This is a genomic window from Victivallaceae bacterium (genome assembly GCA_036659455.1).
In the GTDB taxonomy this organism is placed as follows: Bacteria; Chlamydiota; Chlamydiia; order Chlamydiales; family Chlamydiaceae; genus JAVXCN01.
The window spans coordinates 43,153-65,741 of record JAVXCN010000002.1; the positions used below are offsets into that span (position 1 = coordinate 43,153).

At 37.2% G+C, this 22,589-nt stretch carries 20 protein-coding genes; 11 read left to right on the top strand and 9 right to left on the bottom strand.

Going from position 1 to position 22,589, the window contains the following annotated elements; all coding sequences use genetic code 11:
* Positions 1-40 precede the first annotated feature (40 nt).
* Entirely contained in the window at positions 41-1,108 is a 1,068-nt protein-coding gene (locus RSA43_04210) for a Glu/Leu/Phe/Val dehydrogenase dimerization domain-containing protein (GenBank protein MEG2496479.1), read from the top strand.
* On the opposite strand, the gene RSA43_04215 is transcribed toward RSA43_04210, so the two are convergent.
* Positions 1,089-2,051, bottom strand: a complete 963-nt coding sequence (locus tag RSA43_04215; protein MEG2496480.1) for an inositol monophosphatase family protein — start codon at positions 2,049-2,051, stop codon at positions 1,089-1,091. The two genes, RSA43_04210 and RSA43_04215, sit on opposite strands and share 20 nt — an antisense overlap.
* Positions 2,052-2,250: 199 nt before the next feature.
* Here RSA43_04215 and RSA43_04220 point away from each other — a divergent pair, with 199 nt between their 5' ends.
* The 3 genes from RSA43_04220 (at position 2,251) to RSA43_04230 (ending at position 5,806) form a co-directional block, all read left to right on the top strand.
* On the top strand, positions 2,251-2,907 hold the full coding sequence (locus tag RSA43_04220; GenBank protein ID MEG2496481.1) for a lysophospholipid acyltransferase family protein: 657 nt from the start codon (positions 2,251-2,253) through the stop codon (positions 2,905-2,907).
* Between the two features lie 9 nt (positions 2,908-2,916).
* Positions 2,917-4,566, top strand: a complete 1,650-nt coding sequence (locus RSA43_04225; protein MEG2496482.1) for an AMP-binding protein — start codon at positions 2,917-2,919, stop codon at positions 4,564-4,566.
* A 160-nt stretch (positions 4,567-4,726) separates the two neighbouring features.
* Positions 4,727-5,806 carry an aminotransferase class I/II-fold pyridoxal phosphate-dependent enzyme gene (locus tag RSA43_04230; protein MEG2496483.1) on the top strand — a complete coding sequence of 360 codons (1,080 nt, stop codon included), beginning with the start codon at positions 4,727-4,729 and terminating at the stop codon, positions 5,804-5,806.
* Here RSA43_04230 and priA read toward each other — a convergent pair.
* Both priA and RSA43_04240 read right to left on the bottom strand, forming a co-directional pair.
* Positions 5,793-8,300 carry a primosomal protein N' gene (priA, locus tag RSA43_04235; GenBank protein ID MEG2496484.1) on the bottom strand — a complete coding sequence of 836 codons (2,508 nt, stop codon included), beginning with the start codon at positions 8,298-8,300 and terminating at the stop codon, positions 5,793-5,795. The genes RSA43_04230 and priA overlap by 14 nt on opposite strands.
* On the bottom strand, positions 8,255-8,983 hold the full coding sequence (locus RSA43_04240) for a hypothetical protein (protein MEG2496485.1): 729 nt from the start codon (positions 8,981-8,983) through the stop codon (positions 8,255-8,257). The genes priA and RSA43_04240 overlap by 46 nt, the downstream gene beginning before the upstream one ends.
* 132 nt (positions 8,984-9,115) lie before the next feature.
* Here RSA43_04240 and RSA43_04245 point away from each other — a divergent pair, with 132 nt between their 5' ends.
* Together RSA43_04245 and lysS are read left to right on the top strand one after the other, a co-directional pair.
* Entirely contained in the window at positions 9,116-9,625 is a 510-nt protein-coding gene (locus tag RSA43_04245) for a thioredoxin fold domain-containing protein (protein MEG2496486.1), read from the top strand.
* Between the two features lie 182 nt (positions 9,626-9,807).
* Positions 9,808-11,388 carry a lysine--tRNA ligase gene (gene lysS / locus RSA43_04250; protein MEG2496487.1) on the top strand — a complete coding sequence of 527 codons (1,581 nt, stop codon included), beginning with the start codon at positions 9,808-9,810 and terminating at the stop codon, positions 11,386-11,388.
* 3 nt (positions 11,389-11,391) lie between these two features.
* Here lysS and cysS read toward each other — a convergent pair whose 3' ends face one another.
* A complete protein-coding gene (gene cysS / locus RSA43_04255) occupies positions 11,392-12,831 on the bottom strand; it encodes a cysteine--tRNA ligase (protein MEG2496488.1) in 1,440 nt (479 codons plus the stop codon).
* A 266-nt stretch (positions 12,832-13,097) separates the two neighbouring features.
* Between cysS and RSA43_04260 the strand changes: the two genes are divergently transcribed.
* Complete coding sequence (locus RSA43_04260) at positions 13,098-14,069, top strand: hypothetical protein (GenBank protein ID MEG2496489.1); 972 nt, start codon at positions 13,098-13,100, stop codon at positions 14,067-14,069.
* On the opposite strand, the gene rnpA is transcribed toward RSA43_04260, so the two are convergent.
* Together rnpA and rpmH are read right to left on the bottom strand one after the other, a co-directional pair.
* Positions 13,999-14,409: a ribonuclease P protein component gene (gene rnpA / locus RSA43_04265; protein MEG2496490.1), complete on the bottom strand. Its 411-nt coding sequence runs from the start codon at positions 14,407-14,409 to the stop codon at positions 13,999-14,001. The two genes, RSA43_04260 and rnpA, sit on opposite strands and share 71 nt — an antisense overlap.
* A gap of 21 nt (positions 14,410-14,430) precedes the next feature.
* Positions 14,431-14,568, bottom strand: a complete 138-nt coding sequence (rpmH, locus tag RSA43_04270; protein MEG2496491.1) for a 50S ribosomal protein L34 — start codon at positions 14,566-14,568, stop codon at positions 14,431-14,433.
* Between the two features lie 210 nt (positions 14,569-14,778).
* On the opposite strand from rpmH, the gene rpmJ reads away from it, so the two are divergent.
* Positions 14,779-14,916 (top strand): 50S ribosomal protein L36, encoded by a 138-nt coding sequence (gene rpmJ / locus RSA43_04275; protein MEG2496492.1) that lies wholly within the window; start codon positions 14,779-14,781, stop codon positions 14,914-14,916.
* 14 nt (positions 14,917-14,930) lie between these two features.
* Complete coding sequence (rpsN, locus tag RSA43_04280) at positions 14,931-15,236, top strand: 30S ribosomal protein S14 (protein MEG2496493.1); 306 nt, start codon at positions 14,931-14,933, stop codon at positions 15,234-15,236.
* Between the two features lie 3 nt (positions 15,237-15,239).
* Here rpsN and RSA43_04285 read toward each other — a convergent pair whose 3' ends face one another.
* Positions 15,240-15,680, bottom strand: coding sequence for a GYF domain-containing protein (locus RSA43_04285; protein MEG2496494.1), 441 nt, complete (start codon positions 15,678-15,680; stop codon positions 15,240-15,242).
* Positions 15,681-15,786: 106 nt separating this feature from the next.
* Here RSA43_04285 and RSA43_04290 point away from each other — a divergent pair, with 106 nt between their 5' ends.
* Positions 15,787-16,242 carry an Asp23/Gls24 family envelope stress response protein gene (locus RSA43_04290; protein MEG2496495.1) on the top strand — a complete coding sequence of 152 codons (456 nt, stop codon included), beginning with the start codon at positions 15,787-15,789 and terminating at the stop codon, positions 16,240-16,242.
* On the opposite strand, the gene uvrC is transcribed toward RSA43_04290, so the two are convergent.
* Both uvrC and mutS read right to left on the bottom strand, forming a co-directional pair.
* Positions 16,239-18,059: an excinuclease ABC subunit UvrC gene (gene uvrC / locus RSA43_04295; GenBank protein MEG2496496.1), complete on the bottom strand. Its 1,821-nt coding sequence runs from the start codon at positions 18,057-18,059 to the stop codon at positions 16,239-16,241. The two genes, RSA43_04290 and uvrC, sit on opposite strands and share 4 nt — an antisense overlap.
* Positions 18,060-18,098: 39 nt before the next feature.
* Positions 18,099-20,591, bottom strand: coding sequence for a DNA mismatch repair protein MutS (gene mutS, locus RSA43_04300; GenBank protein ID MEG2496497.1), 2,493 nt, complete (start codon positions 20,589-20,591; stop codon positions 18,099-18,101).
* A gap of 216 nt (positions 20,592-20,807) precedes the next feature.
* Here mutS and dnaG point away from each other — a divergent pair, with 216 nt between their 5' ends.
* A complete protein-coding gene (dnaG, locus tag RSA43_04305; GenBank protein ID MEG2496498.1) occupies positions 20,808-22,583 on the top strand; it encodes a DNA primase in 1,776 nt (591 codons plus the stop codon).
* Positions 22,584-22,589 lie beyond the last annotated feature (6 nt).

The window sequence follows — 22,589 nt, forward strand, 5'->3', positions numbered from 1 at the left end:
AGGAAAATTATCTTTCTGGAAAATGGATACGCTACATCTTATGAGTATAAGAATCTCTTTTGAAGAAATAAATGTCGAAGGTTACGAGAGAGTCGTGTCTTTACGTTGTCCGAATTCGGGGTTGAATGCGATTATTTCGATACACAATACGAATTTAGGGCCTTCTCTTGGAGGAATTCGAGCTCTGAACTATCAATCTTTTCAGGAAGCTTTGGATGATGTCCTAAAACTGTCAAAAGGTATGACTTATAAGGCCGCCATCTCCGGCATGGAAACAGGGGGTGGTAAGAGCGTAATCATTCTGGAAGAAAATCAAATATTGACGAACGAGTTATTGAAAGATTTTGCTAAGGGTGTCGATTTTTTGAAGGGGCGTTATATCTGTGCCGAAGACATGGGTGTCGATTGTTCTTCTGTTGAAATCATTCGTTCTTTTACTGATTATGTAGTCGGGTTAGAAAAAATCAGCGGTGATCCTGCTCGTTTTACCTCTTACGGGGTCTATTTGGGAATGAGAACCGTGGCAGGTAAACTTTGGGGGAGCAATTGTCTCAAAGAGAAAACTGTAGCTATTCAAGGGCTTGGAGCGGTCGGTATGCGATTGGCCGAAAGACTTTTTTGGTCGGGAGCCAACCTGATCGTATCCGATATTTCCGAAAAGAAAGTTGCTGATGCAGTTAAATATTTCGGTGCCAAAGCGGTTGATGTTGACGATATTTTGTATGTTGATTGCGATATCTTGGCTCCTTGTGCACGGGGAGGTGTTTTTCATACGGATAATGTGAAATATCTTTCCTGTAAGTCCATCGTCGGCGCTGCCAATAATCAGTTAGATTCAGAGATCGTCGGGGATCGTTTATTTGAAGCGGGTATTGTATACGCCCCCGATTATTTGGTTAACTCGGGAGGATTGATTAACGTTGCTCAGGAATTGAATTCGTCAGGTTACAATTCTCAAGTCGTTCGTGAGAAAACGTGGTGTATCAGCGATAAATTGGATTTGATACTTCAAAGTTCGGAAGAAAGACAATTGCCTCCGGTTAAGATTGCCAATCAAATGGCAGAAGAAAGTTTCTTAAGGTCTCACGCTAGTTCTGCAGCAAATTAAGAATTTTTTCGTGTAATTCGGAATTCAGACTACCTAGAATAATCGGTTTGTTTAGTAAATTCGGCGGTTTTTGGAAATTGAGTTTTTGACCTTCTGAATCCGTAATGATTCCTCCTGATCTTTCGAGAATTAATGATCCGGCAGCGTGATCCCAGATTTTGCATGGAGAGCTGACTGCGGGGAGTCTTATGAAAACCGAAGCCATGTTTTCCGCGACAAGAGCATATTTTGATTGTCCATCTAAGCGTAAAGGAATTAAATTTTCATGTATTTTGCTGAGTAATCTTCTGGTTTCTGAATGTCTTTGATTAAGGGAGGCCATCGGTGGTTCGCAATAATAAAAAAACTCATCGGAACCGGCTTCGGTAGATAACGTTTTTTTATGGCAAGTTCCGTCTTGTCGTAGTGTATACATAAGAGATTGTGTTTGAGCGGAGGCTGAGTATATGATATATTTTTCGTCTTGCTTGAAACTCGGACAGCCTAAGACTCCGACTGTAGGATAACCGTTTTCAATCAGCGCTAAGGCTACCGAAAAACTTTTGTGTTTTAAGAAACCGAAGGTTCCGTCTATAGGATCTATAGTCCAAAATGCATCGTATTTATCGATAATGGGATCCGGTTCCATAATTCTCAGGAATGTGTTTTTATCTAAATCGAAAATTATTTCACGTATCTCTTCTATTAGAGAATCGCAATGTTTTTCAAGTTCCAAGAGGTTTTCTTCACCTATGACAGGACGAAAATCTCCTCGTTGTCTTAGATAAGACTTTATAAGGAATTGTATGGCATAATCGACGGATGTTACATAAGAGCCGTCTTTTTTTTTCCGGATTTCAATCGTATTTTCTCGAAGCTTCTTCTGATAAACAGGCAAAAGAGACATGATGAAATACATGACGTTCTCAGCTATTTCTTGATTGTTTTTGAATAGTTGAGTCATAGTTACCGATGTCATAAAGGAGAAATAAGGTCTTCTCCGTCGTTTTTCCTGTGATTTTACCGGAGAATCTGATTCTATAAAATGATGAATTGTTGTTAATTTTTCTATGCTTCGGGTTATTGGTTTTTTTGGTTATTATTGCGTCAGATTTCTTCTGAACTTGCGGTATCGTATTATTTTTAACGATCCGGATTTTGCATTGGAAAATCCGAGGCAAGGCACCATTTTCCTTGCCAATCATGTCTCGGAAGTCGATCCCGTGATTCTCGTCTCGCTTTTATGGAAAAGATTTCAGCCTAGGGCTTTGGCTTCGAAATATCTATTTTCAATTCCCGTAGTCAGCTTCTTTCTCAAGCTGACTCGTGCCTTTCCCGTTCCCGTCGTACTACCTGGCGGTCAATCCGAAAAAAAACTCGAACAAATTCGAAGGTATCAAAAATCGGTGGTTGACGCTTTACATTCAAAAGATAACATTTTAATTTATCCGTCGGGAAAACTTAGTCACGACGGTAAAGAAGAGTTTCTTGAGCAATCGGCAGCATTTTTATTACTCGAATCTGCTCCTAAAGCTAATGTTGTTTTGCTCCGTACAAGGGGCTTATGGGGAAGTTTTTTTTCCAGAGCTCTAACGAATGCTACTTTGGATTTGAAGAAAGGAGCCTGGCAGGCATTGAAAGTCATATTCAGAAATTTTATATTTTTCGTTCCGAAAAGGGAAGTGATTATCGAAGTTTTCAGTGTTCCTCGCGTTTTATTGTCCGATTTTCAAGATAAAAAATCCTTGAATATTTTTTTGGCATCGTGGCTCAATAAAGATGGAGAAGCAGAACCTTTGAACCTTGTTCCTTATAAGTGAGATTCATGTATGAAGAAAGACAACTTTTCTTGGAGAAGTAAGAATCGCAAAGAACAATTTTCTTTCAATTCGTCTCGTCTTGAATTCGATTCTCTTTTGGAAAATTTTTTTTTCATCTGCGATTCGTTTAAAAGTAGTGATGCTTGTATAGACAGTACCATAGGACGGTTGTCTTATTCGGATTTAAAACGAACCGTTTTAGCGATTGCTTTGTTTTTACGTAAACTTCCTGATACAAAGATCGGAATTATGTTACCTGCTTCGGCAGCAGCCGTTATTTGTTACTTTGCTGTGATGTTAGCCGGTAAATTACCGGTTATGGTCAATTGGACAATGGGGAAACGTGAATTGGCCTTTATTAAGGACGAAGTTGATTTCGATAAAATTATTACCTCAAAGATTTTTCTTTCGAAATTACAAGAAAAAGGCTTTCCTCCCAGTAGTCCCTTTAACATGGTTTATTTGGAAGACATCAAGTCTTCCCTATCTATTTTTCAAAAATTACGTGCCGGATTTCTTTCTTTTCGTTCTTTCGATGTCATAAAAAAAATATTCAAGATTGAGTTTAGTAAAACTGATATAGCCGTTTTATTGTTTACGAGCGGAACGGAGGGTAGTCCTAAATGCGTACCCTTGACTCATAATAATCTATTGTCGAATCAAAGATCGAGTGGGGATTATCTAAAGGTTCAGGAAGACCTAGCTATTTTTTTATCTGCACTTCCTCCTTTTCATGCCTTAGGCTTCAATATCACTTGTTTGTTACCTCTTTTGGCTGGAATTCGTATTGTTTTCGAACCGAATCCGCTTAACGGTAAAACATTGGCTCGTGCGATCGAAAAATACGGAGTGACTATTATTTGTTTGACGCCAACTTTTCTTATGTATTTGCTTCATGGTTTAAAGGATCCTGAGCAACTTCATTTGGTGGAATTAATTGTCTTGGGGGGAGAACCGGCTGCTGCGGCACATTATGAGATGGTGAAATCGATCAATCCTAAAACGGACATTATTCAAGGATACGGCGTAACCGAATGTTCTCCCGTAATTACGATTGTTCCTAGAGGTTCTAATCTAAGAGGAGTGGGCCTTCAAATAAAAGATATGAGTCTGGCGATCGTTTGTCCTGAAACTTTTGAGCGATTGTCTCAAGGGTGTATGGGACTTATTATAATAAAAGGAACTTCTTTATTTAAGGGTTATCTGAACTGCGACGGTACTTTAGATGACAGTTCATTCATAGACTTTGAAGGTAACCGGTGGTATAAAACCGGAGATTTGGGAATTCTTGACCCTACCGGTTCTTTAATTATTAAAGGCAGACAAAAGCGATTCGTTAAGATAGGAGGTGAAATGATTAGCTTAGCTGCCGTGGAAGAGATTCTTATCGATGCGTTTAAGGACAAAATGTCTACCGGAGAGAATTTGGGTTTAGCGGTTCACGGCTTGGAATATCCGGGAGAAAAAGCCAAGCTTTATTTATTTACTACTTTTCAGATTAGTCCCGATGAAGTGGCTACGGCTTTTAAGAACGCAGAAACAAGTAATCTCATCAAAATTTCTTACATTAAACAATTGAGTCGACTTCCTGTATTGGGGATAGGAAAAATCGATTATAAGGAATTAGCTAAGATAGCCGAGAGCATGGATTCGAACTGATGCTTGTCTGTTTATTCTCTCGATTTTTTTTCCCCATTTAGCTACGATCATGTGTCTTAGAGACTTGTTTCTTGTTTAATCGTCTTTTGTTTTTATCTTAACCGATGTTTATTGCGTGATGTTCAATCAAATTCTTAATCTCGGAAAATTGAGGGGGTCCGTGTCGCCTCTTCCTGGAAATCCCAAAGGGGTGGATTTTCGTTCGAATGATATTTTAGGATTAGCGAATTCGCAGGAATTATATGATAAGATTACCGACCGTTATGGTGTTCTTTCGGGAATATACGGACCGACTCAAGGAGCATCCGGTTCTCGTATCAATTCCAAAAACGCGGAATTTTTGAATATTCTGGAAGATAAAATCGCTCATATTCATGGATATCCAACCTCTCTGATTTGTCATTGCGGTTATATGGCCAATCAATCTCTATGTTTTCTATCCGTTTCCGAAAAAGATGTTTTGTTATTTGATGAAGACGTTCATATCTCCCTAAAGTCCGGAGTTCTTTTCGGTAAGGGGAAGCACGGTTTTTTTAGTCATAACGATTTAGGGCATTTGGAAGAACAACTCATAAAATTTCGACCCGATGGAAGGAATATTTTTATAGGTGTGAGTTCGGTATATTCACAAGACGGCAGTTTGGCACCTCTTGAGGAATTGATTGCGCTGTCACAAAAATATGATGCCAAATTAATTGTGGATGAAGCCCACGCCATAGGTGTTTTCGGTAATGGTTTGGGCTTTACTCAGAATTTATGCGACAAGATTTTCGGAGTGGTAGTAACTTTTGGAAAAGCCTTAGGTACTTTCGGAGCGGCCGTTTTGGGTGGTGCAGAGCTGAAGGAATATTTGATTCATTTTTCTTATCCCTCTAGATTCTCCACTGCTTTCCCTTTATATAATCTTGTGGCTGTCGATTGTGCTTATGATTTGATGCTACAAGCGGATCGTCAACGTGATTATCTACTCGTATTACGGAGACATTTTTTAGATCTTTTCGCTTTTTCAAGTCCCGGTATTCTTCAGTCGTTAAATATGGGGACTATCGATACTGCTATCGCTTTTGTTAATTTTTGTTTTGAGCGAGGTTTTTTGGTAAACCCAGTCGCTTCCCCTCAAGTTTTTTCGAAACAGGGTCGAGTTAGAGTGACATTGCATGCGTTTAACACCAAGGATGAAATAGACAAGCTTCATAAATTGTATGACGAATTTTTAAAAAAAATCCTCAGACAAATGTAGTAATGGGATCTACGTCGATAAAAAATTTTATTTTTGTGCAAGGCTTGCACTCTATCATAGCGTTTTGAATGGCTCGGTTTGTGGTCATAATGTTACGGGTTTTAATCAGAAATTGATAACGGAATAAATCTTTGATTTTAATATGACCGCAAGGAATAGTCGGATGAACTATAGTCTCTTCTCCTCTACAAGCTAAAGCAACACTGCGACGTGTTTTTTCCGCTTCTCTACGAGTTAATTCGGCATCTTTACCCATAAAAACGAATTTAATTAAGCGAAAAAAGGGAGGAAAATTGAAGCAACGGCGATTTTCCAATTCTTCATTGTAAAATTTTAAATAATTTCTTTCTGAAGCTAAAGCCATTGTTTTATTCGCGGGACTAAAGGTTTGTATTAAGACTTCTCCAGGCAATGAACTTCTTCCGGCTCGACCTCCCACCTGTGTGATAACTTGAAAGACATATTCGGAGGCTCTGAAATCCGGAATGTGCAAACCCGAATCCCCATTTAATATGACGGATAAAGTAACGGAAGGGAAATGAAGACCTTTGGCAATCATTTGAGTTCCTATGAGGACGTCAGCTTTCCCGGTAGCAAAACGTTTAAACGTCTCATCGTAACTGTTTCTTTGACGTATAGTATCGGAATCAATACGGATAGTACGAATATTCGGAAATATCGCATGAAGAGCTCTTTCGACTTTTTCAGTTCCTACACCAGTATAACTGAGTTTCACTTCTCCTTTACACGTGCCGCAAAATTTCGGAGGAGGCGTTAGTAAGTAACCGCATAAATGACAGGTTAACTCGTTGGTTATTTTATGAAAGGTTAACGTAATATCACAATGTTCGCATTTTAAAACCGTGTCACATTCTCTACAGGATACTTGTGTATAATAACCTCTTCGGTTACAAAAGATAATACTCTGTTCTCCTTTTTCGATTCTTTCTTGAATTCCGTTAAGGACGGTAGATGAGAGAAGAGCAGAGGAAGGATTTTTCGGTAATTCCTGTTTCATATCGATCAGAGAAACAATACTTGAGTCTTGCGTTTCTGCTTGCCGGTTGAGAACGGAAAGATGGTATTTCCCTGTCTTGGCGTTCATAAAAGTCTCTAAGCTTGGAGTTGCGCTTCCTAAGACAACGGTAGCTCCCATTATTTTCCCTCGCATAACTGCGGTATCTCTAGCGTGGTAACACGGAGTCATTTCCTGTTGTTTGTAAGCCATGTCGTGTTCTTCGTCTACTATGATTAATCCGAGATTTTGCATGGGACAGAATAAAGCTGAACGGGGCCCCATGATAATATCAAGTTTACCTTTGAGAGCATTGCACCAGGTCTTATTTTTATCTTCATCACTTAATTTATGATGAAGAACTCCTATTGATGTTCCAAAGCGAGCTTTAAATTGTTCAACCATATGAACTGTCAAAGCGATTTCGGGAACTAGGATGATAGTACTTTTATGTAATTTTTTAGCATGTTCTATAGCTTGAAGATAAATTTCCGTTTTTCCGCTTCCGGTAACTCCAAAGACAAGATGAGTTTCAAAAATGTTATTTTCAAGAGAAGCACGAATTTTCGCTAAGGAATGAATTTGTTCAGGATTTAATTCTTTGGGACAAATCGGTAAAAATTCAAGGTTTTGAAAAAAAGGATCCGGGTGATTTGTTTCCGTAATGCGTATGAAATTTTTTCTCTCTAAAGCTACTAAAGAAGTTTTGACTGTTCCGGATCTTTTAAGAACTTCAGTTGAGGAAAGACAAGGTTTATCGTTTTCTAAAAGTACTGTTAAAATTTTTTCCTGACTGCCTACTTTAGGTTTATTGCTGGCTATCAGTGTTAGAATTTCTTGTTTATCTTTAATTAGTTGAATTGTTTCCTGAGGTCGACAATTACAAGGATCCGGGTGATTTGTTTTCGTAATGCGTATGAAATTTTTTTTCTCTAAAGCTACTAAAGAAGTTTTGACTGTTCCGGATCTTTTAAGAACTTCAGTTGAGGAAAGACAAGGTTTATCGTTTTCTAAAAGTACTGTTAAAATTTTTTCCTGACTGCCTACTTTAGGTTTATTGCTGGCTATCAGTGTTAGAATTTCTTGTTTATCTTTAATTAGTTGAATTGTTTCCTGAGGTCGACAATTACCCGGTTCTCTTACGGATCCCGGGAGAAACAACTTTAAAATTTGTCCGAGCGGAGCAAAATAATAACGGCTGATCCATAAAGCCAATTCAATGAGATCGGAGGTGAGAACGATGTTGTTTTCAATGGTTTCCGTAATCGGTAGAATTTTTGATAAACATTGGGAAGTAGGCTTAAGCGATACTACAATTCCGGCTTTTTTTTTGTTTCTTAGAGGAACGTTTACGCAAGATCCTTCTTTAATGGAATCTGCAAGCTCTCGAGGTATTCCGTAGTCAAGAGTTTGGTTAATAAGAGCGTTAACGATTACTTCGGCGTAACCGACATAGTTAGTTGTCGTAACTGTATCCATAATGCTTTTTTGGTTTGAACATCTTTTTGATAATCTTCGAAAGACAACAAAGGAATTATAATTTTTTGTTTATATTCATAAGGCTGATGGATGATAGTATCTTGAAAATTAACGATAAGAGTCTCTTGTTTAATGAGAATCAATTCATGGTCTCCAAAGTGCTCTTCCGAATTAAATTGTTTTTCATGAGACAAAGATAAACGGCAGGGGACGAAAAATTGTGTAACTGATTTGACTAATCTTTGAAAAAAAAGAATTTCCAAGGTTGAGGCTGCAAAAAGATACAGGCAAACCGGAATACGGAGTTGTCTTAAATTTATGCTTTTTAAACATTTAAACTCTAAGTTTAAAAAATCTTCGGTAGAAGGGCAATGCGTCATGGGGTTTAAAATCCAATTAGTCGATAAATCTCGACGATTATCTCCTTCATTCGATAGTTCCGAATTTTTTGATGAAACGGTTTTTCGGCTTTTGGTTGCCGGAACCGGAATTTCACTATCCGTCCGTTTTATCGATTGCGGCAATTTTTCCTGCGTCGGTTTAGTTTTGACATCCGAAATACAAAGAGGTTTTAAATCGGAGTTTTTGAGCAAGTAATCCGTTTCCCAGTATAAAACCATTTCATTGAAGAAAAAAAAAGCATTTTCTTTAAAAACGTCAAGGATCGAATCGGAAACATTCATGAAATTTCCTTAAGATGAAGTGTTCTTGCTCATGAAAATAGTTTGTATTTCGTTTGTCAATTGAGGTATACGTTTACTCGGATGAATGTCGCGGATCATAGGATTTCGCGACAAAAAAATAAAGGAGAGAGAATGAAGTCACTATTTTTTTTGTTAGTACTGTCTGTATTTGTGAACCAACCTTGTTTCGGTGTGGCTGGCGTAACAAAAAAGCAAAAAGCTAAAAATAGCTCGATACTGGCATCTAAGCAAGCCGCTGAAGAGATACAATGGATGAGTTATGAAGAAGCTGAAGAAATAGCCGATAAGGAGGATAAATATCTTACTTTATTCTTTACGGGTTCGGATTGGTGTATTTGGTGTAAACGAATGAAAGATGTCATTTTTTCTACACAGGCTTTTAAACATTTTGCGAAACAACATTTGTGTATGGTGGAGGTTGATTTCCCTCATACAACTTCTTTACCCGAAGACCTTGTGCAATTAAATGAAAAATTAAGAGTACGCTATGGAGTAACTGGATTTCCTACTCTAATTATAGTTGACAAAAAAGGTGATCTTATTCTTAGAGAAGGATTTAGACATGGGGGAGGAGAAGCATATGTTAATTACCTCAAAAAGAATTTAGGTTTGGATAATTAAATCTGCCGATTAAATATCAGAACGCTTTAACCTTAAAAGGTTATCCGTTTGGATTGAATGGATTTTCCTTTTTAAAAAACGAAGATCTTCTGTATTTTGTATCGATTGCTTATGAATCCTGAAGTCTTTCCGATTTAATAACCGCTTCTGGATTCTACTTTTTCGTTTAACCGAGGGTTGTTATGTTTAAGCCGTCTTACCATTCTCAACAGGATTTTTTGTATCGTGTAGATAAACTTAGAGAAATTCGAGATCTCGGTATCGATCCTTACCCTCATATATATGAAGGTGTTCAAGACGTTAAAAAGATAAGAGAGTCTTTTGACGAGGCAATCGTCGGCAGCAGTGAAGACGCATTTGCTAAAACTACTCCTCGAGTAACCGTGGCCGGAAGAGTAGTTTTGTTCAGAGCTATGGGTAAAAATGCTTTTGCTCAGTTATTGGATGGCAATGTTCTTATTCAAGTGATGTTTAATAGAGAATTTTCGAAAGTGTCGGGGTTGGCTCTCGACTCAGACGTTACGTCTATTAAATTTATAGAGAAAAAACTCGATTTGGGAGATTTCATAGGTGTTCGCGGTTTTCTTTTTCGAACGCATGCCGGTGAATTGACTGTTTTGGCTGAGTCAGTAGAATTGCTTTCCAAGTCTTTATTATCACTACCCGATAAACATGCAGGTCTTGTAGACAAGGCCTCTCGTTACAGAAAGCGCTGGCTGGATCTTATTTCCTCAAGAGAGGTTTATCAAACCTTCTTATTAAGGAGCCGAATCTTTGGTTTAATTCGCCGTTTTATGGATGAAAGGGATTTTATAGAGGTGGAAACTCCGATAATTCAAAATTCCTACGGTGGTGCCGAGGCTGATCCGTTTAAAACTCATGTTAATGCCTTGAATGTCGATATGTTTTTACGCATTTCTTTGGAGATTTCTTTAAAAAAACTTTTAGCAGGAGGTATGCGTCGCGTTTACGAGATTGGTAAGGTCTTTAGGAATGAAGGCATTGATCGTACTCATAATCCTGAATTTACTATGATGGAAGCATATGGTACGTATATGGATTATAATGACATGATGAAACTCATGGAAGAGCTAATGGAATATTTGGTTCGTTCTTTGACAGGAACGACAAAGATTATTTATTCCCAATTTAAAGATGTGTCGGGTGATATTCAAGAAATTGAGCTGAATTTTAAGTCTCCTTGGAAACGCTTGACCATGGAAGAAAGTATTCATATATATGCCGGTATCGATATAAATAAATCTTCTCCGGAAACTTTAAGAAATATTTTGAAAGAACAAACGCTGTTGCCTCACCCTGAGATTGATAGGGCTTCAAAAGGAGAACTGATGGCTTTGTTATTTGATGAATTAGTGGTGCATTGTTTAATTCAGCCTCACCATATTACGGATCATCCTATAGAAACTACACCCTTGTGTAAATTGCATAGAGAAAATAAAGAGGATGTTGTAGAAAGATTCGAAAGTTTTTGTCTGGGAAAGGAATTATGCAATGCGTATTCTGAATTAAACGATCCTTTATTGCAAAGAAAGCTTTTGGAAGATCAGTTTAATAAGAAAATGCAAAGCCAAGATAAATCGAAGACTCATCCTTTGGATGAGGAGTTCATGGAGGCCATTTGTCAAGGGATCCCTCCCGCCGGTGGCATCGGTATCGGGCTGGACAGATTAATTATGCTTCTTGGGAATGTGACATCCATCAAAGATGTTCTTTATTTCCCGATGATGAAAATAGATAATTAGAGTTCAGATTTCTATTTTTTTGATTCGATAACCCGTAACCTTATCTTCGATAGAAAATCCTTTTTCCGCGATCATGTCTCTTAGAGTATCGGATTTTTTCCAATCTTTATTACTTCGGGCAATCTCTCTCTCGGCAATGAGTTCAAGGATGGTTGTCGGAATTATCGAATTGCCCTTGTTGAAGGAAAGCACGTTTAAAATTCGGTTGACTTCTTTCAATGCTCCCAAGATCGTAACGGCTTCATTATAACCGAGTAGTTGTTCAAGATCAGTTATCTTTTTGATGTATTGAAATAATGCGGCCAGAGCTTCGGAAACGTTAAGATCATTAGCCATGGTTTTTGCAAACGTTCTTAAAAATAGTTCCGTATCGCTGTTGGTCCTTGTTTGATTCTCGGAAAGTTTTGTTTCGGGAATGCTTTCTATTCTTTCAATAAAATCCTGCAATTTTTTAACGGCTTGTTTACAGCCTTTTAACATTTTTTCACTGAAATTAAGTTGTGTTCGATAATGACTTTGAAGAAGAGCATAACGGATTTCTTTGCCGGAAAATCCTTTATTGAGAAGATCCTTTAAACGATAGAAATTGCCTAAACTTTTAGACATTTTTTTTCCGTTGACCAAGAGATGTTCCGAATGAACCCAATATTTAACGAAGGTTTTATCGGAAAGACTTTCGGATTGAGCAATTTCATTTTCATGATGAGGAAAGATGTTATCGACTCCGCCTGCGTGAATATCAATAGTTTCACCTAATATTTGCATTGCCATAACGGAACATTCGAGGTGCCATCCGGGTCGACCTTTTCCAAAAGGACTATCCCAATAAATTTCTCCGTCTCTTTCGGGATCATAAGCTTTCCAAAGAGTGAAATCACAGACGTTGTCTTTATCATATTCATCGGATGAAGATGTTCCGGCGTGTGAGTGATGAGAATCACTCAGTTTACAGAGTCGACCGTACGTATCCAATTTATCGATCGAAAAATATACGGATCCATCGTTTCCGGAATAGGCTCGTCCTTTCTTTTTTAAAATATCGATGGCTTCAATCATTTGCGGAATGTAATGCGTGGCCCTGGGATATTCCGCTGCAGGAGAAATTCCTAAAATTTCGATATCCTCAAAAAATGCCCTTATGTAAGGAGCCGTAAACGTATCTAAAGAAACACCTTGTTTAGTTGCTCCTTTAATCGTTTTATCATCGACATCGGTTAAGTTCATGACTTGTTTAACATCATAACCGAATGTTTGTAGTGTGCGTTTTAAAACGTCTTCGAAAACATATGTCCGAAAATTACCTATATGAGCGTAATCGTAAACGGTAGGTCCGCAGGTATACATTAAAACGGAAGTATCGCGGGGAATGAATCGTTCTTTTCGACGAGTTTCAGTGTTGTATAAAAACAACGGAAAGTTTGGGATGCGCCTGTGTCCGTTCATTTAAAACTAAAACGTTTTTTAGTATGAATCCTATAATAAATGATATCTTAAGACAAGAAAAGTTGATAAATGAAGTTTTTTTAAAATATTTTTTGGTGTGTTTTAAATGAAAAAAAGTCTATACACTTGGAGCTGCTTTTTTAATTTTATCGATTATAAGAGGGATTGTTTTGGCCTTTTATTTCTAGTGAGAGTGTTATATGAGCTTTCTGAAAAAACCGTTGTTTCTTTTTTTTCATCAAAAATTATTGGTATCGGTCTTTATTATGATCGGTTCATCAGATTCTTTTGCTTGTCAAATAGAGGAGTCTCATTGGATTACTGATTATCGGGAAGCTTTGCAAAAAAGTCGTTTAGAGAACAAGTACATACTAATGTTTTTTGACGGTTCCGATTGGTCTCCATGGAGTATGAAATTAAGAAAGGACATTTTTTCGAATGAATCATTATTTTCAAAGCTTAAAGAAGAATTTCTATGTTTGCAGCTGAATTTTCCTCGTCATTCAAAATATTCCTTTGAATTATCAAAAAAAAATCTTGAATTGAAGAAATCTTTTTCCGTTGATGAGCTGCCGTGCATCATTATTTTGGATTCCGATGAAAACGAGATTTATCGTTGTCGAGGAGCAATGGCATATGATTTACCGGAAGAGTTAGTGAATATTTTTTTACGCATTATCGATAATAATCGTTTGTTAAAAAACATCGGCAGTGGATTGGGATCTTTATCCGTTGATGAATTAAAAAGACTTTATTTGTTATCTGAAGACATTGGTTCTAAAGAGATCATGCGTCTAGTTCTTCAGGAGGGCGTCAATCTCAAAGATGAATTTTTCTTATCAGAAAAATTTCGTCTTCTCATTGATGAGGGGAAAATGGGTTCGAAAGAGTCCAATGAGATTAAACAATGGTTGACAGACTCTCAAAGAGATAATCCGGATAAAAATTGCTTTACGATAGCTGTTTTGGAATTTCAGGAATTGGTTAGACGTTACAGAAAAAATACTTTAAAGAACCCGGAAGATATCCTATTTCCTCTGAAAAATTACCTTATTGACTTTGGTGGTCATAGGAATGAAAAAACATGGCGAATTGAAATGATGATAGCTCAATTTTATCTGGATGTGGATATACATGATGCGGCTCTTAAACACGCTGAACTAGCTTTTAACTACGCTCCGGAAGCGATGAAGGAGCGGGTGTCTTCATCCCTGAATTACATTCGGGAACACTCGTAGTAATAGTAGGAATAAGAAAGGGAAGCAGTGACTCGAAATCGATACATGCGTCCCGAAAGGAGACTTTTTTCTTATAAATCTTAGGGAAAACGACCAAAAGAACCGAAGTGAGTTTGCATTGATTCAAACGAAAGACTTCTCTTATAATTCTTTTGAAATAGTTTCTATCGACAGCCTTGCCGAATTTTCTGGAAACAGTAATGCCAAGTTTTGAAAACGATCTCTTATGATAAAAAACATAAATTTTTAAGAAATCGCCAGTCACACATTTTCCGTTCCTCATGACAAACTGAAACTGTCCGCTTTTTAACAAACGAGAGGCTTTCGGAAATGCAACCATGCAAACGCCCGAATCTTTTCATTAAAGATCGATTAAAATATGTCTTCCGTGTCGTCTTCTGCGATTCAAAAGTTTTCTTCCGTCTCTAGTTTGCATGCGCTTTCGGAAGCCTACGGAAGAGCGACGTTTTCGCTTACTGGGTTGATACGTTCGTTTCACGACGAATGAATCCTTTTTGATGGTATTAACACTGGACGAGCGAATCTAACATAATCTTTAAATATTTACAAGAGAAATACTTTAGTGAGATGTACGGAATTTTTTAATTCTCGTATCGTTTAGGCAAAACTAAGGTTTATTCTTAATAACAACATTGAAAAAAATTCCCCTCGAAGATAACCTTAATCTTAGTTTAGCGGGAATATCGTTATGAAAGTAAGTTCATCTATTAAGGCCGATCCTTCTAAAGGCGATAAATTGGTTCGTCGTAAAGGTCGTCTTTATATCATTAATAAAAAGGATCCTAACCGTAAACAAAGACAGACTGGTCCTGCTCGGAAAAAATAAAAGCGTAGGTATTAATGGCTAAGAAATCTTCTATAGCAAAACAGAAAAAACGAGAATATTTGGTTCAGCTTGGTCGAGACAAAAGATCCGCTCTGAGGGAAATCGTTAAAAGTTTGACCGTAACAGAAGAAGAAAGAGAGAAAGCTCGTATTGCTTTGAATAAGATGAAAAGGGATACCGCTCCCATTCGTTTGCATAATCGTTGTCAGATAACCGGAAGACCTCGAGGGTTCTTGCGAAAATTCCGTGTATCCAGAATTTGTTTTAGACAAATGGCCTCTATGGGAGAAATACCTGGAGTTGTCAAGGCTAGCTGGTAAGATTTAATTCAAACGGTTGTTAATTGACGCAATACTGGTGGTTTTTTGCCAATCGGTCATTCCTTTTTTCCAGATCCAGATTTCTTTTCTGTTTTCTTTTGTGAGTAAGGTTTTGATAAGGTTTTCTTCGTTAAATGGGCCTATGGCTTTCTTGTTTTCGTTTAAGTAAAACCAATCCGAAGTTTCAAAGATGGGTGGTGTAATTGTGTTTTCGGCCTTATCTTTAACTTCTTCGGACAGAATTTCTAATTTTTGGGAATTGTTTGGGTTTGAGTAGTTGCCGCTTATATCGGAAGGGGGCAATATCATTGCGATAACAATGCCGATTAGCCCAAACAAAAATCCGACGAAAAACCAACCAAAAGGGTTTCGCTGTTTTTTGAAGGCTATGTAGGCGCTGATTATGCCTAGAAGAATTTGTATCGGTAACATAAAAAAGTACATGGAATTCTCCTAAAGGAAAGTAACGATTTTTTTTTCAAGTATGATATAAAGTTATTATTCACCTACTATTTAATTTCTTTCTAGAAAAATGAAAAGCGGAGGAGCCATGGACGATAAGTCGAATTTAAAATTGGATGCTAAGGAGTTAGAATTTCCTGAAACTGTATTTAGTCGCGATATTGAAACGAAAGTTATACAAATCATCATTTTACACTGCTTAGCCAAAATAGAAGGAGTCTCTTTGATCGGAGGCACGTTGATGGATACTTTGTTCGGAAGAGATGTCGAAAGAGTCAAGGGGATTTATGTTGAACAAGATTCTAAGAATCACTTAGTGAAAGTCAAGGTTGAGGTTAATGTTGATTATGGAATAGCAATACCGGAAAAAACCGAAGAAATTCAGGGTAAAATAGTTGAAGAAGTATCGCAATATACTGGACTTCACGTGGCTACGGTTCATGTAATAGTTAAAGGTCTCAGTCTGGCTCAAAAAGACGAAAAGAATGAAAGTGAGGAAGAAGAGGAAGTTCTCTTTGTTAAAGAGGAAGCCGAAGAGATTTAGATGAGATCTTTTTCCCGAAATGTATGACTCTTGGTATGAGCAAGGATATTGCGAATATCTTTTTCGGATAATTCTTTCACTTCTTTTAAGTCAGTATAGTTTGATGTAAAAACTGTTGACCAGTTTTTGAATTTATCTAGGAGAGCTTTTTGTTTTTTGGGGCCTATTCCGGATATGGATATTTTGTCTCCAAGAAGGCTTTTACTACGCCGTTTTCTATGGAAACTAATAGTGAATCGGTGTGCTTCATCTCTTATCTTTTGTATTAGTAAAAGAACCGGTGAATTGAACGGCAAGATAATCGGAGTCGAACTTTTTCGGGTATGGATTTTTTCTCTTCTTAATCCCTTGTCGTGTTTCCCGGACTCTTTGGCTATGGCAATAACGTCGATGTTATGGATATTCAGCTCTTCAAGTGTCTCAATGACTAGTTGTAAATGGTTTTTTCCTCCGTCTATAATAATTAAATCGGGGAATATTGTGTTTAAAGTAAAGTTACCGAAGCGTCTTTTTATAATTTCTTTGAGTAAACTGTAATCATTGCCTTTATGTTCTTGTTTGGCAATAAAGGTTCGATAATTTTCCGGAGAAGACTCTCCGTTGATGAAGGTCACGAATGTGCTTACGGCATCCTTACCATGGAGATGAGAGCCGTCGTAGCATTCGATTCTTTTCGGAAAATGATTCAAGCGTAGCTGAGAGCATAGTAATGATAAATCGTCTTTAATGGTTACTTTTAGTTGAAGAATTTTATTAAAATGATCTTCGGCATTAATAGATGCCATGGCAATTAATTTATGTCCTTCTCCATGTAGAGGACATTGAATATTCGTTTTCAGACATTCGGAAACTATGTTTGGGATTTTGACGGGTACAAGAATTTTATGTGGTAATTGCTGTATTCCTTCATAATTTTGTATCAAAAAAGAAGCAATTAGAGATGCAGTGTCTTCGATATTCTCTTGAGAAATGTGATGTACGGCATTGATAAGTTTCCCTTTTCTTATGGTAAGCACGGTGACTATAACCTGTAATTCTTTTCTAAAAAAACCTATAACATCAATATCAAAGAGTTGTGTTTTTTCGACTTTTTGTGTCATTAACGCCGTTTTAAGCAATCGTACGGTTTTATATAGTTTGTCTGCCTTTTCGAATTCGAGATTTTGAGAAGCTTGTACAATTTCTTTTTTGAGAAGATTTAAAGTAGATACGGCTCCTCTTTTAAGGAATAAAATTACCCCCTTAACCAAAATATCGTATTCCTCTTTAGTGCATAACCCGCAACAAGGACCCAAACACTTATTCATATCGTATAATAGGCAAGGATGACGTCTGGATAGAAGTTCTCTATCGGAACAGGTTCTTAAAGGAAACAGTTCTTGGATTACCGATAAAAGTGTCTTACAGGATTCTGAATTCGGAAAAGGCCCGAAAATCAGTACGTTTTGTTTGTTCAATGGGAGGGTTTTGGTGCGGATTAAGTTGATTTTAGGCCAGGGATTATTTAAATCAATGATAAGGCTGTAAAAAGTTTTGTCATCTTTTAGGAGTATGTTATATCTCGGTCGATGTTTTTTGATTAAATTATTTTCCAGCAACAAAGCTTCCGTTTCATTGGAAACGGTTATGGTCTCAATGTTAGCTACACGTTTCATGAGAAAGGGAATTTGTTCTCGAATATCCGACATATTCTTGAGATATGATTTTAATCTGAGCCGTAAGTTTTTAGCTTTCCCTATGTAAATAATAGATCCGCTAGCGTCTTTCATTAAATATACGCCGGGATTAGTCGGATATGATTTCCAATCAAGAAACATATGTGTCACAGATAAACCTTACACAAGGTTTATATTTACTCAAAACAGAGTAAGTTGTCGAGAATCAGTATTTTTAATTGTTTTGTGAGCAATTTCTTTTTCTTGTTCCCAACTGTTGAGTAATTCTTGCGCTCTGCTTATTACTTCGAAAGGAAATCCTGCTAATTTAGCAATATGGATACCGTAACTTTTTGCTGCACATCCTTTTAAGATTTTATGAAGAAAAATGGGACCGCTTCCGGATTCGCTAACCTCGGCATGGTAATTAAGAAATTTCGGAAACATTTTTTCAAGATGAATTAATTCCCGATAATGGGTAGCAAAAAGAGTTTTGGCTTGTTTACCTTTCGTCTCCATTAAAAATTCTATTACGGCTTGAGCGATTGCCAGACCGTCATAGGTTCCGGTTCCTCTTCCTATCTCATCGAGAATTATCAAAGAACGATCGGTGGCATTATTTAAAATATTAGCCGTTTCCGTCATTTCAACCATAAACGTGGACATACCTCGTGATAGATTATCGGCAGCCCCAATCCTAGTGAAAATTTTATCTACAATTCCTATTTCAGCATGATCGGCAGGTACGAACGAACCCATTTGAGCTAGTAGAACAATGAGTGCATTTTGTCTTATATAGGTAGATTTACCAGCCATATTAGGTCCGGTAATAAGCATGAATTGGTTTATTTCATTATTTAAATCGCAATCGTTAGCAATGAATTGTCCGCTGGGTTGAGTTTTTTCAATAACAGGATGTCTGCCGTTGTTAATTTTTAATACCGAAGTTGCGTTAATGATGGGCTTAGTGTAATTGTTTTGCTTGGCAACTGTAGCTAAACAATGGAAAAAATCGATTCGAGCTACTGAATGGGCGATTTTCAGAATAATCTCTTTATCGGCAGCAATTTTATTTCGAAAGTCCTTAAATAGGTTTTCTTCCAGAGCAAAAGATTGTTCCCGAGCCGTGAGCATATAAGATTCAAAATCCTTCAATTCATGTGAAATGAAACGTTCCGCATTGAGACGCGTTTGTTTTCGAATGAAAGTTTCCGGTAAGTTATATTTCTGAGAACCGGAGATTTCGATGTAATAACCGAGAACATTATTAAAATGGATTTTCAGTTTTTTACTTCCTGTCTGTTTTCTAAGAGTTTCTTGGTAATTGAGAATCCATTCTTCCCTATGAGCTACATCATACCTTAACCGTTTTAGTTCCTCGTTATAATCCGTTTTGAAAATACCTCCTTCACAGGTTTTCAGGGGAGGGTGATCTACGATTGACTCAAAAATCAATCGTGCTAATTCTTCAATCTCCCGGTTATGACGAATATGCTTTTCAATAACGAGAGGGAGTTGTGAGTGATTGAAAATTCGATACAGAGAAACGACGTTTTCCAATGACGAACCGAGTGCAAGAACGTCTTTGGGAGAGGCATAACCGGTAATGATTTTATTAATTAATCGTTCGATATCGCGGATTGATTTTAATGTCTTGCCAACAGCATATCTTGTTTCGTTGAGATGATAAAAAAAGGATACGGCTTCTTGCCGTCGGATGATTTTTGTAACGGATAACAAGGGTTTGTTAAGACTCATTTTTAAAAATCGGCCACCCATAGGTGTTAACGTTTTATCTATGACCTCAAGAAGAGATAGTCCTCCTTTGCCGTTATTCGAAGATTGTGTTAATTCCAAGTTGATATAAGATATGCGATCTATGATCAAAAAGTCTTTTTGATCTTTTTTAACTACGGAAGTAATGTGATCAATCGGTAGAAATAATTCGTTGCGAATATAAGAAAGCAAACCGCCTGCAGCATTTATGCCTCCTATTAACTCTTTGATTCCGAAACCTTCCAGATTCGAAGTTTTAAAGTGATCGATTAAAAATTTATAGGCTACTTCGTGTTCGAAATGCCAATCTTTATAAATTGAAATAGCCGGAGTAGTAATTTTATTTATTTCCTGTAGAACATCCGCTCGTTTCTTCGAAAATTTTTGTGAAACCAAGATTTCGGATGGTTGAAGGCTATAAAGTTCATTTATCAGATCCTTAATATCGTTACATTCGGATATTTCCAGTAAACCTGTGGAAATATCCAAAGCAGCTAAACCGAAAATCTGACCTAACTGTGTTAAAGAAATTATGTAATTATGCGTTTTTTCGGTAAGAAGACTTGAAGAAAGCAGAGTACCCGGAGTGATAAAACGCACGATGTCTCTTTTTATAGGTTGTTTCGTCTCATCATTCAAAGAGCCTAATTGTTCGGCAACGGCTACCTTGAATCCTTTATCGATAAGACGATCTATATAACCGTCGACTGCATGATGAGGAACACCACTCATCGGAATGCCTTGTCTATGCGTTAGCGTTAGTTCTAAAGCGGTAGCCATGATTTCTGCATCTTCATAGAATGCTTCATAAAAATCTCCGAGACGAAATAATAGAATGGCCTCACCCGATTTTTGTTTACATTGGGTCCACTGCTCCATCATGGGAGTCATTTTTTTATTAAGAGAAGAGATTGTCATGTTAGCCTGTTATCCGTCATAGCAAAAGCAAAGTTACTGGGGTCTCTTTGATCTTACCTATTATAATGCTATAAAGGTTTAAGTTTCTACTTTATGTAAGATAGTTTTATCGAAGAAAAAATTTTGAAGTGCGTTTACTGTCCTTAGGGGAGAATAAACTTTATCTTTAGGAAAAAATTCTTTAGATTGGTCCCGGTAATGATCGGTTTTTAACTAATGTATACTCAAGAAAGTTTAGATCGGCTGCGACAAAAAATAAATATCGTGGAAGTCATTTCAGAACACATTGTCCTTAAAAAAAGGGGAGCCACGTATAAGGCATCCTGTCCTTTTCATTCTGAGAATACTCCTTCTTTCATTGTCAATGCTTCTCAGGGTCATTATCATTGTTTCGGTTGTGGCGTACATGGAGACGCCGTATCATTTTTAATGAACTATTTGAATTATTCTTTTTCGGAAGCGGTTTCTTGTTTGAGTAAAAAATTTGAAGTTTTTCTTGAGACGGAAAATTTCGGAGAAAAATCGGATGGCTCTAAAGCTTTATTACGAAGCATTTATAACGAAGCCAATACTGTTTTCAAATATTGTTTTTTTAAATTGCCTAAGGCTGAAGAAGCCTTACAATATCTTTATAATAGAGGATTTACCGTAGACACCTTTCATCGGTTCGGAATCGGATATGCTCCGAATGAAAATTTATTTATTACAATGATGGAAGAAAGGAACGTTGCTTTTAATGATTTAAAAGAAGCCGGATTTTTTGTTGGAGAGAAGTGTTCTTTTTTATTTGAAGACAGAATCACCTTCCCTGTGTTCGATATCATGAACAGAACGATAGGCTTCTCTACAAGAAAGTACAAAGAGAGTACTTACGGAGGAAAATACGTAAATACCCCAGAGACACCGCTTTTTAAAAAATCCTCGGTATTATATGGCTTGAATTTTTCCAGAAGAAGAATGTCGAAAGAAAAACGTGCTTTGATTGTTGAAGGGCAAATCGATTGCCTTCAACTTATAGAAGCAGGTTTGAATTTGACGGTTTCCGCTTTAGGAACCGCTTTCGGAGAAATGCATGTCAAAGAATTGGAAAAATTAGGTATTAAAAAAGTTTTCCTTCTCTTCGACGGAGACGAGCCGGGCAAAAAAGCAGCCATAAAAATCGGTGATTTATTTCAAATTTGCGGTATGGACGTTTATGTCTGTTCCTTACCCGAGAAACAGGATCCGGATATCTTTCTTAGAAAAAATAGTATGGAATCCTTACTTTTACTTTTGGATAAAGCGCAAGACTATCTTTCTTTTTTGATTTTTTCTATTGCTGCCGAAAAAAATTTAAGATCTCCTATAGAAAAAGCAGATTTGGTGGACAGTCTTTCGAAACAAATTCATAGCTGGAAAAATCCCGTTGTAGTTCATGAAAGTTTAAAAAAACTGGCATCGATTATGCAGTTGCCGGAGGATGTTGTAACAAAATTCGGATTACCTCCTCAGAGATCGACCTTTTTACAGGTGCCTCAAACTCGTAACAAGAAAATGAATGTTGATCCCAATAAAATTCTTGAAACGGATGTCTTACGATGGTTGATTCGTTTTGGACAAAGCAACCCTGCTTTTATTGCTACAGTCGAAAATTATCTTACCGAAGAGAGTTTTCTGATCCCTGATTGTCAATCACTATTTCGTTATTGCTTGTCGGCTTATCGAAATCACGATTTTTCGAGTCCTTTTAAAATCAATGAAGTTGTTAAGGATATTACCTTAATCGATATTATTTTCGGCCGCAAAATTAGGATAGAAAAAGCAGAAGAAGGGTTTTTGGAAAGTTTGCAGCGACTTTTAGAAAGAACGTGGTTATCGGATAAACAGATTATTCAAGCACGGATCAACAACTCGACCGAAGCCGGTGTTTGGGAGCTATTGGCAGAGTTTGATTCTATACAGAAAGCGCGACCTAATGTTCGTTTAATATCTTCAGTTGAAGAAACAAAATAATTTTTG